Source organism: Mesorhizobium argentiipisi (SeqCode) (genome assembly GCF_037179585.1).
GTDB lineage: Bacteria > Pseudomonadota > Alphaproteobacteria > Rhizobiales > Rhizobiaceae > Mesorhizobium > Mesorhizobium argentiipisi.
The window spans coordinates 354,774-369,309 of sequence record NZ_JAPYKO010000001.1 but is presented as its reverse complement, the minus strand read 5'-3'; the positions used below and the strand labels follow the sequence as shown (position 1 = coordinate 369,309).

Annotated in this window: 14 protein-coding genes and 2 pseudogenes; 9 read left to right on the top strand and 7 right to left on the bottom strand. The window is 64.0% G+C overall.

Annotated elements, in window-relative coordinates; genetic code table 11:
• Positions 1–15 precede the first annotated feature (15 nt).
• Positions 16–693 (bottom strand): PspA/IM30 family protein, encoded by a 678-nt coding sequence (locus tag O7A05_RS01665; protein WP_337091204.1) that lies wholly within the window; start codon positions 691–693, stop codon positions 16–18.
• 102 nt (positions 694–795) lie between these two features.
• Here O7A05_RS01665 and O7A05_RS01660 point away from each other — a divergent pair, with 102 nt between their 5' ends.
• Together O7A05_RS01660 and O7A05_RS01655 are read left to right on the top strand one after the other, a co-directional pair.
• Positions 796–1,506 (top strand): TetR/AcrR family transcriptional regulator, encoded by a 711-nt coding sequence (locus O7A05_RS01660; protein ID WP_337091202.1) that lies wholly within the window; start codon positions 796–798, stop codon positions 1,504–1,506.
• A gap of 49 nt (positions 1,507–1,555) precedes the next feature.
• Positions 1,556–1,849 (top strand): HlyU family transcriptional regulator, encoded by a 294-nt coding sequence (locus tag O7A05_RS01655; RefSeq protein ID WP_224517567.1) that lies wholly within the window; start codon positions 1,556–1,558, stop codon positions 1,847–1,849.
• A 35-nt stretch (positions 1,850–1,884) separates the two neighbouring features.
• Here the strand turns inward: O7A05_RS01655 and kce are convergent, their stop codons facing one another.
• A complete protein-coding gene (gene kce, locus O7A05_RS01650; RefSeq protein WP_040989481.1) occupies positions 1,885–2,817 on the bottom strand; it encodes a 3,5-dioxohexanoate:acetyl-CoA acetone transferase in 933 nt (310 codons plus the stop codon).
• A gap of 450 nt (positions 2,818–3,267) precedes the next feature.
• Complete coding sequence (locus tag O7A05_RS01645; RefSeq protein ID WP_337091201.1) at positions 3,268–3,906, bottom strand: FMN-dependent NADH-azoreductase; 639 nt, start codon at positions 3,904–3,906, stop codon at positions 3,268–3,270.
• Between the two features lie 115 nt (positions 3,907–4,021).
• On the opposite strand from O7A05_RS01645, the gene O7A05_RS01640 reads away from it, so the two are divergent.
• Positions 4,022–4,969: a LysR family transcriptional regulator gene (locus O7A05_RS01640; protein WP_337091200.1), complete on the top strand. Its 948-nt coding sequence runs from the start codon at positions 4,022–4,024 to the stop codon at positions 4,967–4,969.
• On the opposite strand, the gene O7A05_RS01635 is transcribed toward O7A05_RS01640, so the two are convergent.
• On the bottom strand, positions 4,911–5,537 hold the full coding sequence (locus O7A05_RS01635; RefSeq protein WP_337091199.1) for a TetR/AcrR family transcriptional regulator: 627 nt from the start codon (positions 5,535–5,537) through the stop codon (positions 4,911–4,913). The genes O7A05_RS01640 and O7A05_RS01635 overlap by 59 nt on opposite strands.
• Before the next feature lie 66 nt (positions 5,538–5,603).
• On the opposite strand from O7A05_RS01635, the pseudogene O7A05_RS01630 reads away from it, so the two are divergent.
• Positions 5,604–6,030: pseudogene (locus O7A05_RS01630) on the top strand (VOC family protein).
• 10 nt (positions 6,031–6,040) lie between these two features.
• Here O7A05_RS01630 and O7A05_RS01625 read toward each other — a convergent pair.
• On the bottom strand, positions 6,041–6,988 hold the full coding sequence (locus tag O7A05_RS01625) for a S1C family serine protease (RefSeq protein ID WP_337091198.1): 948 nt from the start codon (positions 6,986–6,988) through the stop codon (positions 6,041–6,043).
• A 217-nt stretch (positions 6,989–7,205) separates the two neighbouring features.
• Between O7A05_RS01625 and O7A05_RS01620 the strand changes: the two genes are divergently transcribed.
• The 3 genes from O7A05_RS01620 (at position 7,206) to O7A05_RS01610 (ending at position 9,707) form a co-directional block, all read left to right on the top strand.
• Entirely contained in the window at positions 7,206–8,081 is an 876-nt protein-coding gene (locus tag O7A05_RS01620; protein WP_337091197.1) for a S1C family serine protease, read from the top strand.
• 8 nt (positions 8,082–8,089) lie between these two features.
• The gene (locus tag O7A05_RS01615; protein ID WP_337091196.1) at positions 8,090–8,734 is read left to right on the top strand and encodes a helix-turn-helix transcriptional regulator; all 645 of its coding nucleotides are present in this window, start codon (positions 8,090–8,092) and stop codon (positions 8,732–8,734) included.
• A 106-nt stretch (positions 8,735–8,840) separates the two neighbouring features.
• Complete coding sequence (locus O7A05_RS01610; RefSeq protein WP_337091195.1) at positions 8,841–9,707, top strand: SDR family oxidoreductase; 867 nt, start codon at positions 8,841–8,843, stop codon at positions 9,705–9,707.
• 15 nt (positions 9,708–9,722) lie between these two features.
• On the opposite strand, the pseudogene O7A05_RS01605 reads toward O7A05_RS01610, so the two are convergent.
• Both O7A05_RS01605 and O7A05_RS01600 read right to left on the bottom strand, forming a co-directional pair.
• Positions 9,723–10,239 (bottom strand): annotated as a pseudogene (locus O7A05_RS01605) (TIGR00645 family protein).
• Positions 10,240–10,652: 413 nt separating this feature from the next.
• Positions 10,653–13,115, bottom strand: a complete 2,463-nt coding sequence (locus tag O7A05_RS01600; RefSeq protein WP_337091194.1) for an OmpA family protein — start codon at positions 13,113–13,115, stop codon at positions 10,653–10,655.
• Between the two features lie 195 nt (positions 13,116–13,310).
• Between O7A05_RS01600 and O7A05_RS01595 the strand changes: the two genes are divergently transcribed.
• On the top strand, positions 13,311–13,757 hold the full coding sequence (locus O7A05_RS01595) for a YcgN family cysteine cluster protein (protein ID WP_337091193.1): 447 nt from the start codon (positions 13,311–13,313) through the stop codon (positions 13,755–13,757).
• A gap of 269 nt (positions 13,758–14,026) precedes the next feature.
• Positions 14,027–14,380 carry a hypothetical protein gene (locus O7A05_RS01590; protein ID WP_337091192.1) on the top strand — a complete coding sequence of 118 codons (354 nt, stop codon included), beginning with the start codon at positions 14,027–14,029 and terminating at the stop codon, positions 14,378–14,380.
• The last annotated feature ends 156 nt before the right edge of the window (positions 14,381–14,536 follow it).

The following is a 14,536-nucleotide window of genomic DNA, read 5'->3' as shown; positions in this document are numbered from 1 at the left end:
TCGGAAACAGCGGGTTCAGTTCAGGGATTTGAGGCGCGCCAGAACATCCTCAGCGCGCACCTTGGTGGCCGATCCGTGACCTGCTTCGGCGAGGCGCTCACGGATCGCCTCGTGGCGCAGCTCGCCGTCGATCTCGTCGAGGATGCCGGCTTCCTCGAACGGGTCGCTGCTTTCCTTGATGCGGGCCAGCAGTTCCTCCGCGTCGTTGATGCTCGCGGTGCGGCCGATCGAACGGTTGAGGCGCGACTGCGCCTTGCGTTCGACATCGATCGCCCGGGCCGAGATCATGCCCTGGTTGAGATCGATGATGCGGCGATGCGCCTGTTCTACGGACAGACGCATCCGCAAGGTCTTCTCACTCAGGCTTTTGACCGTGGCGCGACGGACCTCGCGCTCGTTCTCGAGCTCGGCGATCGCGGAAGCGCCGCCTTCGGCAAGCGCCTGGTTGTTGGCCGAGAGCGCGCTGAGGGTACGGGTTTCCAGATCGGCGATGCGGCGGTCGAGCTGGTCGAGGCTGGTCTGCTCGGCACGCTGGCGCACGATCAACGAGGCGAGCGTCTGCTTGGCGGCGGCGAGTCCCGCCTCCGCGTCGCGGATGCGCTGGGCCAGAAGGTCGATCGCAAAACGATCCTTCAAATTGTCCTCGGCCCGTGCGCTGGCGCCGTCCAGCAATGTCTTGATCAGGCTAAGCATGGTCTTCTCCCTGTTTGCGTGAACGTTGTTCACAAACTCAACGTAACAGGAAATGAACATTGTTCAAGAGGTATTTTGAACGCTGTTCATGAGGTGCCGGACATGGTAAACGCAGGCAAATGGAATGAATCCGGGCCGACGAGCGGGTCCGAATACAAGGACAGGAAGAGCATGGCGCTGGACAAGGAAGAGATGAGCGAGAAGGTGCTCGCCATTGCCGAGGCGCTGCTCAACGAGGGCGGGGCCGACAATCTGAAGGCGCGCACCATCGCCGAGCAGGCCGGCATCTCCGTCGGATCCGTCTATAACCTCTTTGCCGATCTCGACGAGGTGCACCGCGCCGTCAACATGCGGCTGCTCGACCGGCTCGGCGCGACAGGTCTGGCGGCCATGGCTGATCTCGAAAGGCAAGGGGTGACGGATGTCCAGCACCGCATCCTGGCGATGGCGGCGGCCTATGTGCGCTTCGTCGAGGCCCATCCCGGCAGTTGGCCGGCGGTGCTTGCCTTCAACCGCCGCCGCGCGACGCGGCCCGGCCCCGACGCCTATGACGCGCTGCTCGACGCACTCTTCGACATCGTCGCCGGCGTGCTCAAGGCAGGCGATTTCGGCCTCGACGACGACCGCCGCGCGCTTGCGGCCCGGACATTGTGGTCAAGCGTGCATGGCATTGTGACCAGCGGCTATGTGGCGAATTCGGACAGCAGGCAGGCCGAGGAGATCTGGCATCAGATCGAGCTTCTGGTCGGCGTTTTCGTCAAGGGGCTGGAACACGGCGGCGCATTCGCGCATGCTGACACAAAGCCTGCGTAACAAGGGGCGCCGCCAATCCTTGGTGCCCGCGTGAATGGGAGTTTTGAAAATGTCTTTTCTGAAGAAGCTTTTTGGTGGCGGCGGTAGCGAAGCAACGGAGACCGGCAGCGCCAAGCCGGCCAAGCAGGTCGAGCACAAGGGATTCCTGATCAGCGCGACGCCCTACAAGGCCGAGGGCCAGTACCAGACCTGCGGCGTCGTCTCGAAGGAAGTGGATGGTGTGATGAAGGAGCACCGCTTCATCCGCGCCGACCGTTTCGCCGGGCTGGACGACGCCGTCGACATTTCGATCAAGAAGGGCATCCAACTCGTCGACGAGCAGGGCGAGCGGATGTTCGGCTGAAGGTACTTCGGCTGCGCCGGCCAGCTTCTCCTTGATCAGAACGCGACCTTGTCGCCGCCCTTGAGCTGCAGGATCTGCCGCGCCTCGTCGGGTGTGGCGATCGAGGCGCCGAGGCCTTCGATGATCTGGCGCACCTTGGTCACCTGTTCGGCGCTGGAGCGGGCGAGCTTGCCCTTGCCGATCCATAGCGAGTCCTCCAGGCCGACACGTACATTGCCGCCCAGCGCAATCGCTTGCGTGGCGATCGGCAATTGATGGCGGCCGGCGCCGAGCACCGACCAGTGATAGTCGTTGCCGAACAGGCGGTCGGCCGTGCGCTTCATGTGCGCGACGTCCTCCGGGTGTGTGCCGATGCCGCCCAGGATGCCGAACACGCTCTGGACGAAGAACGGCGCCTTGACCAGGCCGCGCTCGACGAAATGCGCCAGCGTGTAGAGATGGCCGATGTCGTAGCATTCGATCTCGAAGCGCGTGCCGTTGTCGGCGCAGGTGCGCAATATGTGCTCGATGTCGCCAAAAGTGTTGCGGAAGATGCGGTCGCGGGAGGATTCCAGATAGGGCCGCTCCCAGTCATGCTCGAAGGTCTTGAAGCGCTCCAGCATCGGGAACAGCGCGAAATTCATCGAGCCCATGTTGAGCGACGCGACTTCGGGCGCGAATACCTTCGCCGGCCTGACGCGTTCCTCAACGCTCATCGTCGCCGCACCCCCGGTGGTGATGTTGACCACGCAGTTGGAGCGCTGCTTGATGACCTGCAGGAACGGGGCGAACGCCTCGGTCGACTGATCGGGGCGGCCGTCGACCGGGTTGCGGGCGTGAAGGTGGACGATCGCAGCACCCGCTTCGGCCGCCTCGATGGCGGCAGTGGCGATCTCCTCAGCCGTCACCGGCAAATGCGGCGACATTGACGGCGTATGGATCGAGCCTGTGACCGCGCAGGTGATGATGATCTTGTTCTGGTTCGCCACTTTTGGTGTCCTGACTTCGTTGTTGGACTGCGCCTATTTGACTGCGCCAATTTAACCGCGCCTTGCGTGATGCCGGAAATGAACTGCTTCGACAGCACGATGTAGACCAAGCTAATCGACAGGTGCCGCCAGTGTCAGCCCGGTGAACAGCACCCCCAGTCGGTGGTGAATTCGCCGACGAACACGGTCAGCCCTTGCGGCAGTGTCTTCAAATTGTCGGAGGTGATCAGGACCAGGGGGAAGAAAAAGTCGTTCCAGATGTTTGCGCCGGCGGCGGGCGCATCGCTGTCGGTGCGCAGGAGGATATCGGATCGCGCTCGGCGCCGTGAGGCTGATCCTGCGCGAGGGATGACATCCAGCCGTGGTGCTGCCGCCGCTGTAGCGCGGGCGAAAATGCAAAAAGAGGCAGGCGCTGGCGGGCGCCTGCCTCTTTCATTTCCGGCACCAGAATTAGGCCGCGGCGGCGACCTGGTCAGCCGTGGCGGCGGCGATCGCGTCGACCTTGGCGGTCGCCTTGGCGAGCGCGGCGGTGACGGCGTCGGCGCCCATACCGACACCCTCGACGCGGATGATTTCGACATCAGTCATGCCGAGGAAGCCGAGCACGCTGCGCAGATAGGGAACCGCATGGTCCATCTGCACCGCGGCGCCTTCGGAGTAGATGCCGCCGGAAGCGAGCACGATATAGACCTTCTTGCCGTTGACGAGGCCCTTCGGGCCGTTCTCGCCATAGGCAAAGCTCTTGCCCGAGCGGGCGACGTGGTCGACCCAAGACTTCAACGTCGAGGAGATGTTGAAGTTGATGAAGCCGGTGGCGAGGATCACGGTGTCGGCGGCGAAAAGCTCGTCGAGGACGGCGTCGGAAACGCCGACGACCTCTGCCTGGCGCGCGGTGCGGGCTTCGGCCGGCGTGTAGATGCCGGTGGCGTAGTCGGGGTCGATATGCGGCAGCGGATTGGCGACGAGATCACGCACGACGAGCGTGTTGGAGGGATCGGCGGCAAGCAGCTTCTGAGCAAGATCCGTGGCGACGCGGGTCGAGTGCGAAGCGGCGCCGCGCGGGCTGGAAGTAACGAGAAGAATAGACATGGCGGTGTTCCCTTGGGGTTGGATTGAACTTTCCCCGCCAATATGGGATTGCCGCCATATCAGGATAATGGGTATAATATGCATACAACCCATCAATAAAATGGATGGCCAAGCCATGCAACCAAACCCGACCCTGGATCAACTCCAAATCCTGGTGGCGGTGGCCGACACCGGCAGCTTCTCGGCCGCGGGGCGCAAGCTCAACCGGGCGCAGTCGGTGGTGAGCTATGGTATCGCCAATCTCGAAGCGCAGCTCGGCCTGAAATTGTTCGAGCGCGAAGGCGTGCGCGAGCCGCAGCTGACGGATGTCGGCAAGGCGATGCTGGAAGATGCGCGGCGCATGGTCGGCGTGCTGCAGCGCATCCGCTCGCGCGCCGACGGCTACCGGCAAGGACTGGAAGCGGAAGTGGCGATATCGGTCGACGTGGCGCTGCCTTCGCCGGCGCTGGTGCGTGTGCTCAAAGCCTTCGAGGCGCAATTCCCGGCGGTCATGCTGCGGCTTTATATTGGCTCGCTCGGCCTGATTGTCGATCAGGTCGTCAACGGCCAGGCGGATCTTGGCTTCGGCGGCCTGCAAGGCGATGCCGATGTCAATCTGCTGCGCATCGGCTTCATCTCGCTGGTGCCGGCTGCCGCACCCGATCATCCGCTCGCGAAGCTGCCGAAGCCGGTCGGGATCGAGGATCTGCGCGAGCACATCCAGCTTGTCGTCACCGACCAGTCGGAGCGGACGCGCGGCCGCGACTATGGCGTGTTTGCCTATCGCACTTGGCGGCTGACGGATTTGCGCACCAAGCACGCGCTGATGCGCGAGGGGCTTGGCTGGGGCGGCCTGCCGCGCTGGCTGATCGCCGACGACCTCGCCAGCGGACGGCTGGTCGAGCTCGATCTCGAGCCTTACCGCGAAGTCCGTTCGCCGATGTACGCCATGCACCGCAACGACCGCAGCCCCAAGCCGGCAGCGACTTGGCTGATCGATGAGTTCAAGCGGCAGCTTGGCTGCTTCAACGAGACGGAGCCGGGCGTATGGACGGAAGAGGGGCCGCAGACAAGCCGTCCATGAGCGCGATCAGCGCCGCGCGGTAATCCGCGGCGGATCCACCGGCCTCGATAGCCAGAGCCGCCCGGTCGAAGGCTGCCGCCAGTAAAACGGTCAACGCCTCGGCCGGCAATCTGGTCATCGGTTGCGCGCGCATTGCCGCGATCAGGCCCTCGCGCAGCGAGCGGTTGCCATGGCGGTTGTCGATCTCGTCCATGGCGGCGCGGCCGAGTACGGCCGGCCCGTCAAGCAGCAGAAGCCGCGTGCGGCCAGGCGCTCGCATTGCCTTGAGATAGGCGTCCGATCCGGCGATCAGCGCCTCGCGCGCGGATAGCGACGGTGCGGAGGCTTGGTCGATCTCCGCCGCCACGGCCGCTGCTTCCTGCTCGACGACTGCGGCGAACAGCGCCTGCTTGTCGGCGAAGTGATGGTAGAGCGCGCCACGCGTCACGCCGGCCTCGGCGACGATCTCAGGCGTGCCGGTCTCGACATAGGATTTTCCCGTAAACAGCTTTCGCGCCGCACGGATCAGATCGGCGCGCGTCGCCTCGGTGCGGTCACGGTTGGAGCGACGTCCGGACTCTTGTTGCATACATGCAGCCTGTATGTTATTTGCACTTACATACAGACTGTATGTTGGATGAGAGGAGAAGGAAAGATGAAGACGACCAGCTATTATCCGGTGCTGATGACGGACGATGTCGCAGGCACTGCGGACTTTTATGTCGAGCATTTCCGCTTCAGGCCGCTCTTCGAGAGCGACTGGTATGTGCACCTGCAGTCGGCCGAGGACCGGCGCGTCAATCTCGGCATCGTCCAGGGCGACCATGAGACAATCCCGGAGGAGGGACGCGGACGTATGTCGGGCCTTTTGATTAATTTCGAGGTCCGCGATCCCGACGCCATCTATGAGCGGGTCGCCGCCGCCGGCCTGCCCGATCCTGCGCAGCTTGCGCGACGAGCCGTTCGGCCAGCGCCACTTCATCACCAGGGATCCGAATGGCGTGCTGATCGACGTCGTCAAGCCGATCCCGCCAAGCGAGGAATTCCTGGCGCAATATGCCGAGGGCGTGGCCGGAAGCTAGCCAGCGAGGCTTAGCTCGTCCGCGCTACCGGCGTCACCATAACCTGGCTGACGCCGGTGCGGCGAACGACCGTGCAGAGCGTCTCGCGGCCGATGCGTTCGGCATCGAGCATGCGCACGAGGTCGTCGACGCCGGTCACCGGCCGGCCGTCTATTGCCGCGATGATGTCGCCTTCCTTCAGTCCGGCCTTGGCGGCCGGGCCGTCCTTTTCGACGCTGCGCAGGCGCACCGCCGTGTTCGTCGTGACCTGCGACAAGAGTGCTGCCCGGCGCGGCAGGTTGGTCGTGTCGGCGGAAACGCCAATGAAGGCGCGGCGCACGCGGCCGAAGCGGATGATTTCCGAGATGACGAAATTGGCAGTGTTGGAGGCGACCGCGAAGGCGATGCCCTGCGCGCCATGGATCATGGCGGTGTTGACGCCGATCACCTCGCCCGCCGACGACACCAGCGGTCCGCCCGAATTGCCGGGATTGAGCGCGGCATCGGTCTGGATGACGTCATCGATCAGCCGACCGGTCGAGGCGCGCATCGAGCGGCCGAGCGCCGAGACGACGCCGGCGGTGACGGTCCATTCGAAACCGAGCGGATTGCCGATCGCGATCGCGATCTGGCCGCGGCGCAGCCGCTTGGAATCGCCGAGCGGCGCGACGTCGGCGAAACTGCCATCGGCGCGCACCAGCGCGATGTCGGTGTCGGGGTCGCGGCCAAGCACATGGCCTTCGCGCGAGGCGCCGTCCGGCATGGTGACGCGCACGGCGCGCGCATCGCCGACGACATGGAAATTGGTGACGACCAGCCCGTCCTGCGCGATGACGAAGCCGGAGCCGTGGCCGCCGGCGCCGATGCGTTCGATGCGGCAGACGGCTGGACCGATGCGGTCTACGGCGTCGGCAACCGATGCCGAATAGGCATCGAGCAGAATGTCGTCAGATGGAAGTTTTTCGGCTGCGAAAGCCATCGGCGTATTCCCGTGTGGAATGATGTTTTTCCTTGGCGCGTGTCGTTGCCCCAAAACCGCACAGCACTTTTGGACGACACGCACTATATGTGCGGAGCGGGCTCGACAGCCGCGACCTGACCATGTGGCCAGTCCGGCCGGTGACTAGCCGTCAGGCGAGTACCCCCGATGTGGCAACGGAGCGATATCTGGGTCACCGAACCCAGGAGACAGTCTTATGAGCAACTTCAATCTCAGTGCCTTTTCGAACGCAATCGCCGATGTCGCGTCCACCGCTGCCCCCGCGCTGGCGAGCTTCGTCACGCACCACCACCGCACTGCGAGCTCCTTCCACTGGCGCGATGGCTATTTCGTCACCGCCGAGGAAGCGGTCGAAGCCGGCGAAGAGATCGAGTTGACGCTGGCTTCCGGTGAAACCGTCAAGGCGGAACTCGTCGGCCGCGATCCGTCGACGGGCGTCGCCCTGCTGAAGCCGGCTTCCGCCGCTGCCGGTTTGCCGCAACTCGCCCAGGCCGGCGCCGTGCGGCCCGGCAATCTGGCGATCGCTGCAGGGAACAGCGATGGCGCCGCGCTTGCGGTGTTCGGCACGATCGGCGAGGTCGGGCCGGCCTGGCGCTCAATGCGCGGCGGCACGATCGACCGGCGCATCAACCTCGCCATCAACACCGGCGGGCGCTTCGAGGGCGGGCCGGTGCTCGACGCCAAGGGTGGCTTGATCGGCATGCTTTTATTCGGACCGCGCCGGCGCGTGCTGGTCATGCCTTACGAGACGATCGAGCGCGCTGTCGCGACGCTGCGCGAGAAGGGTCATGTCGCGCGCGGCTATCTCGGCGCCGGGCTGCATCCGATCCGCAATGGCGACACGAAAGGCGCCATGGTGATGAGCCTCGACGACAGCGGCCCGGCCAAGGCCGCCGGCCTGCATGTCGGCGACATCATCGTCGCCTGGAACGGCGAGGCCGTGGATGGCCCGCGCGAGCTGATCCGCAAGCTCGGGCCGGACAGCGCCGGCACAGCCGTGACGATCGGTGTTTCGAGCGGCGGCGCTGAACGCGACGTGTCGATCACCATCGGCGAGAAGCCGCTGAGCTGAGAGGGCTGATGGCAAACAGCGCGGCACAAGTGATTGCACGACCGGAACCGTCAGCCCATCGGCTGACCGTGCTGGTGGCGCTCGGCGATGCCCAGCGCGCCGAGCAGCTTGCCGATGCGCTTGCCGCCAGCGACGATCTGCTGCCGGTATTGGCTGGAAGCGGCGTCGGCCAAATGGCGGATGTCGCCATCGCCGATGAGGCCGGCCTGGAAAGCAGGGTCGTCAGTTCGGCCACGCCTATTGTCCTCCTTTCGCACCGTGTGGGCGGCGAACGGGTGGCAGACAATGTGTTGGCAGTGCTGCCTGTCTCCGCAGATTGCCTGCTGATCGCCGCCGCAGCGCGTCTCGCCGCCTCCGGCTATCGCATCGACAGGGCTGGGCGGTCAGAGGTCGCGCATGGCGATTTCCATGACGGGCTCGCCGAAGAGGATGTGCCGGACGACAACCAGGCGCGCCCGGCTTTGTCGCCGCGCGAAGCGGAAGTGCTGGCGCTGCTCGCCGAAGGCGCGCCGAACAAGGTCATCGCACGGCGGCTCAACATTTCCGTGCACACGGCGAAGTTTCATGTGGCCGCCATCCTGATCAAGCTCGGCGCCGCCAACCGCACCGACGCCATCGCGATCGCCATGCGGCAAGGATTGGTATTGGTCTGACCCTGTCCGCGCACGACGTTGCGTAATCCCGGTCCGCCGCCTTCGGCTCTTGCGCCAAGTGTGTCGCCCGCGCAAGTTGCCCCCGAATTGAAGAGGGAGGCGAGACATGTCGCTCAAGGGAAAGACACTGTTCATCTCGGGCGGATCGCGCGGCATCGGGTTGGCGATCGCGCTGCGCGCGGCGCGCGACGGCGCCAATGTGACGATCGCGGCCAAGACCGCCGAACCGCATCCGAAGCTGCCGGGCACGATCTACAGCGCGGCGGAAGAAATCGAGCGGGCCGGCGGCAAGGCGCTGCCGGTGCTTTGCGACATCCGCGAGGACGTCCAGGTCGCCGATGCTGTGGCAAGGACCGTCGCGCGGTTCGGCGGCATCGACATCTGCGTCAACAATGCCAGCGCCATCCAGCTCACCGGCACGCTGGAGACCGACATGAAGCGCTACGACCTGATGCACCAGATCAACACACGCGGCACTTTCCTGGTTTCCAAAATGTGCATTCCGCACCTGAAGCTGGCCGAGAACCCTCACATCCTGAATCTGGCGCCGCCGCTCGATATGAAGGCCAAGTGGTTCAAGAACCATGTCGCCTACACAATGGCCAAGTTCGGCATGTCGCTGTGCACGCTTGGCATGAGCGCCGAGTTCGCTGGAGCTGGCATCGCTGTCAATTCGCTATGGCCGATCTCGACCATCGATACGGCTGCGGTGCGCAATCTTTTGGGCGGCGCCACGGTGGCTGCGATGAGCCGCTCGCCCGACATCATGGCCGACGCCGCGCATGCGATCTTCCTGCGTCCCTCGCGAGAGGCGACCGGCAATTTCTACATCGACGAAGAAGTGCTGCGCGCCGAAGGCGTGACGGACTTTTCGATCTATGCGCCAGGCGCGACCGATCAGCTCGCGGGCGACTTCTTCGTCCCCGACGAGGTGTTCGCGAACTCGCAGACGAGGGTAAAAAGGATCTACTGACGGACCGGGTCCGCCTCAATCCACCTCGGCCTTCTTACCCTTGGCGAGCGCCATGACACGGTCGATATAGGCCAGCATCAGGGCCGAGACGACGAAGGCGAGATGGATGATGGTCAGCCACATCAATTGGTCGGTCGTATAGGACACAGAATTCAGGAACACCTGCAAAAGGTGGATGGAGAAATCGCGACGATGGTCGAGGCGACCTTGACCTTCAGCGAGCCGACATCGATCGTTCCCAGCCAATGGACCTCGCCGTCCTGCTCGTCGAAGCGGCTGACGAAATTCTCGTAGCCCGAGATGATCACCATTACCACCAGCGAGGCGACAAGCGCGGCGTCGATCAGACCAGCATCTTCAGGATCGTGTCGGTGTCGCCGAGCGTGAAGGCGCTCATGACGAACTCGTAGAGCTTCTTGCCGAAGGACAGCGCGTAGAGCGCCAGCGCCACGCCGAGCCCGAGATAGAAGGCGACCAGCAGCCAGCGCGAGGCCAGGATGACGGATTCGATGGCGAGTTCGAGACGTTTCATGAAGGCTCCGGTTAGATTGCGGTATTTCACCGTTGCACCGAAACGGCGAACCGCTCTATCTCTTTGCTTTGACGCAATTGCGGACGAAAGGCTACGGCGAAGGCGCCGAGCCTAACCGCCTTTCCTGGAATTGCTCTGGGCCGTATTTCGGCCAGATGAAGCTGGTTTTCAAGACAAAAAGCCCCGCCGGGGAGGGGACCCGGCGGGGCTCAGTATGTCCCGCTGGAGTCGGGACAGGGCAGGGAACGCCCTGTACGAAATCTGGGTGCCGCAATGCGGCGATTCAATGAGCAGGCCGGGTCGAGCGGGACAATTCTTCTTGAGGCGGCAAGGAAAAGGCCCGTCCGAAGCGGGCGGGCCTTCCTCTTGCGCGCTGATTTCGAGGATCCGGGCAGGATCTTGAAATCAAACGCTCATTGTTGCTCGCTGTTGCTCGCCACCGGCGCCACCAGCGAGGTGATGCGGCGGATAGCGACACGCCGGTTCTCGCGGTTCGGTCCGGGCGTGTTCACCTTGAGATATTCCTCGCCATAGCCCTGCGTCGTGAGGTTCTCGGCCGGGATGCCAAAGGCGTTGGTGAGCGCCTCGGCCACCGCCTCGGCACGCCGGTCCGACAGCGCGAGGTTCGCGTCCGGCGTGCCGACGGCGTCGGTATGGCCCTCGATCAGGAAGGTTTCCGCCGGGTTCTTCTTCAGAAGCTTTTCCATGGCGGTGGCCACGCCTTCGAGCTTCTGCACTTCGGTGTCGGAGATCGTCGCCGAGCCGAAGTCGAAGTTCAGCGTGTCGAGATCGATACGGCGGGCGATGTCGCGCACGCGGGCCGAGCGCTTGACCTCGTCGATCGAGTAGAGGCGCTGCACCCTTTCCACAGGTGGCTGTTCGAGGAAGGTATAATATTCGTCCGGATCCTCGACTTCCTCCGAATCCAGGATGTAGTCCCGGCGCGGGATGTCGAGCCGCATCGGTGGCAGGTCGTCGCCGGGATCGCGCCACTCGTCGACATCGTTATAGTAGCGCTCGTCGACATAGCTCAGCACATATTCGCGGCCATCCGATGTAATGCGCGATCGCCGGATGACGTCGCCATTACGGTTGCGGATGGTGATGACCCTAACGCCGTTGTCGCGCTCCACGATTTCGCGGGTGCGGCCGTCCGAAAGATCCTCGTAGTAAACATCCCTGGCGCCGCGGGTGATGCGAGGAGCTTCGTTGCTTTCCACGAATGTCTGGTTGTTGAACTGAAGGATCACCCGGTCACCGAACTGCTTCACCACGTCGGCGCCCTGCGGCCGGCGACGCTCGCGGACAACCTGCTCGGGCGTAAGCTCGATCCGCTTGCCTTTCTCCTGGTCCACGGGGACGATCTTTTCGGGCTTGATCGCCTGCTGCGCCGACTTGTCGTCGGTGGGCGGCGGTCCCTGATCGACTGGAGCCGGCCTCTGCGCCTGCTCGCCGCCTTGCTGCTGTCCGGCCTGATTGCCGCCTTGCTGCTCGGCTTGATTACCGCTCTGTACAGCGCCGGCTTGGCCAGTCTCGTTCTGGCTGGCCGGCTGGCGGCCCTTGTGCCTGCGCATGGCATCCTTCTGGCTGTCGAGGACAGGTGCCTCGTTCGGGTTGGCAGGCGCCGCGCCCTGCGCGGCATTACCGCCGCTTTCGGGCTGGTTGTTGTTGGCAGGCTGATTGTTGGCCGGCTGTTCACCAGTGGCAGGCTGCTGCTGCCCGGTTGCGGGCTGCTCGGTCAGCGGTTTCTTGGCCTGCCTCTTGTTCTGGTTCGAAGGCTGTTCCTGTTGAGCCGGCGCCTGCTCGGTCTCGGCAGGTGCCTGCGCGGTTCCGGGAACCGGCAGCGGCTTGAGCTTGCGAGAACCCTGGCCTGCTGGCGTCTGTTCGGCAGGGGTCTGGCTTTGCTCGGCAGGTTGCTGGGCCTGCTTGCGCTGCTTGCCGGGCTGGTTGTCATTTGCCGGCTGTTCTGACGGCTGTTCCGCGGGTGCGGCTTCCTGCTGCTGCTGATTGAGCTTCTTCTTGCGCAGTTGCTGCTGGTCGGGGGCGGCCTGCTCGGCCGGAGCCGTCTCGCCCTGCTGCTGATTGAGCTTCTTCTTGCGCAGTTGCTGCTGGTCGGGGGTGGCCTGCTCGGCCGGAGCCGTCTCGCTTTGCTGCTGTTGATTGAGCTTCTTCTTGCGCAGTTGCTGCTGGTCGGGGGTGGCCTGCTCGGCCGGAGCCGTCTCGCTTTGCTGCTGTTGATTGAGCTTCTTTTTGCGCAGTTGTTGCTGCTGGTCCGGGGCGGCCTGCTCGGCCGGTTGCTCAGCCGGCGCCGACTCGACCTGCTGGTTGCGCTTCTTCTTACGTGGCTGCTGCTCTTCGGTTGCAGGCTGACCGCCCTGATCGGCTGGAGCCGCCTCGGTCTGCTGCTCGCGCTTCTTCTTGCGCGGATTGAACTGCTGCTCCTCAGTTGCAGGCTGGCCGCCCTGTTCGGCCGGGGCCGACTCGGTCTGCTGTTGCTGGTCGCGCTTCTTGCGCGGCTTGAGCTGTTGCTCGGCCGGTGCAGCCTCATCTGACTGGCCGGACTGCATCTGTTGCAGCTCCTGCCGCTTCTTGCGCGGCTTCTGCTCGGTCTCGGCAGGTGCTGCTTGTTCGGTGGCGGGCGCCGATTCGCTTTGCTGCTGCTGTTCGCGCTTCTTTTTGCGCGGCTGCTCGGCTCCGCCCTGTGCGCATTCCTCGGCCGACTGGCCTTCGGCGCAAGCGGCCTGAGCCAGGACGAGCGGCGCGCCGTGCAGGCCGCCGGAAGTGACACCCCCCTGCAGCGGGTACGCGCCCAACGGCGCGGATGCCATAAGCAGGCCGATTGCCGTGCCCGCCAGAATCCGTGGTTGGCGTTTCATATCGATTTTCTCCTAGTGGGGTCCCATCCCTGCCCAAACTTTCGTCAACCGCAATTGGTTCCGCCGAGCATTGGCGCCAGCCAAGGATGCCTGGCCGGCCTTTTGAAGGCAATTTCGTGTTTTTCTAATGTTGATACTGGGTCACCCGTCACCGCACGCTTGACCAAAAGGCCGCGGAGGGCCAAATCGAGCAAAATGACCGCGCCATTCTGGAAAACGAAGACGCTTGAGGCGATGACCCCGGCCGAATGGGAATCGCTGTGCGACGGCTGCGGCAAATGCTGCCTGTCGAAGCTCGAGGACGAGGATACGGGCGAGATCTTCTGGACAAGCGTCGGCTGCCGGCTGTTCGACGCCGGGACCTGCCGCTGCTCCGACTATGCCAATCGCTTGGCGCGCGTGCCTGATTGCGTCGGCCTGACGCCGCAGAATGTGCGCACCATCACCTGGCTGCCAAAGACCTGCGCCTATCGGCTCATCGCCGAGGGTCATGATCTCTACTGGTGGCACAGGCTTGTTTCGGGAAGTGCTGCGACCGTGCACGAGGCCGGCATTTCGATCCAGGGCCGGGTGAAGGCTAAGGAAACCGATCTGGCCGAGCCGGACGACTACTTTGACTATATACTTGACGACGAACCGTAACTGGTCCGCATCTGGATGACGAACCCTGATGGGTTCGCATCTGGATGATGAACCGTAAGGGCGCGCTTTTTGACGGGGAACGATGAACCCTGCGGGTTCGCGTTTAGAACCCTGACGGGTTAGCGTTTTGGCACGAGCGACGAACCCTGACGGGTTCGCGCTTATATGAACCGGACATGAATGGCCGGTTCGCGGAAGGTTCAGACGCAAAAAGGCATTTTCCAATCATTGGTTCTACGAGCGACAGCCCACAATAAGGAGAGAAGACGATGTTCAACACGATCAAGACGGCAGCCCTTTCGGCCCTTGTCGGGCTTGGCACTTTGGCCGCCATTCCGGCGCATGCGGATAGCCTCTATCTCGGTTTCGGGGACAGGCACGACCCGCGTTTCGGCATCTATACCGGCGATGATGACGGCTATCGCCGCGACTGGCGCCGCGACCGCGACTGGCGCAGCTGCTCGCCGGACCGCGCGCTCGACAAGGCCGAGCGCATGGGTCTGCACCGCGCCCGCATCGTCGACATCAGCCGCCGCACGGTGAAGGTTGTCGGCCGCCAGTATGGCGACCGCGTGGTGGTGGTGTTCGCCAACGAGCGCGGCTGCCCCATCATCTATCGATGAGGCTGAAAGGACGGTCCTTTGCGAGGATCGTCCATGCGGATGATCCTCTGCGAGGATAGCGGAGCCCCCTCGAGGTGAGGCGCGGCTCGAAAAAAGCCCCGGAGGACCGATCCTCCGGGGCTTTTTTGCGTGTCGGTGGGCTGCGACGCCTGCGGC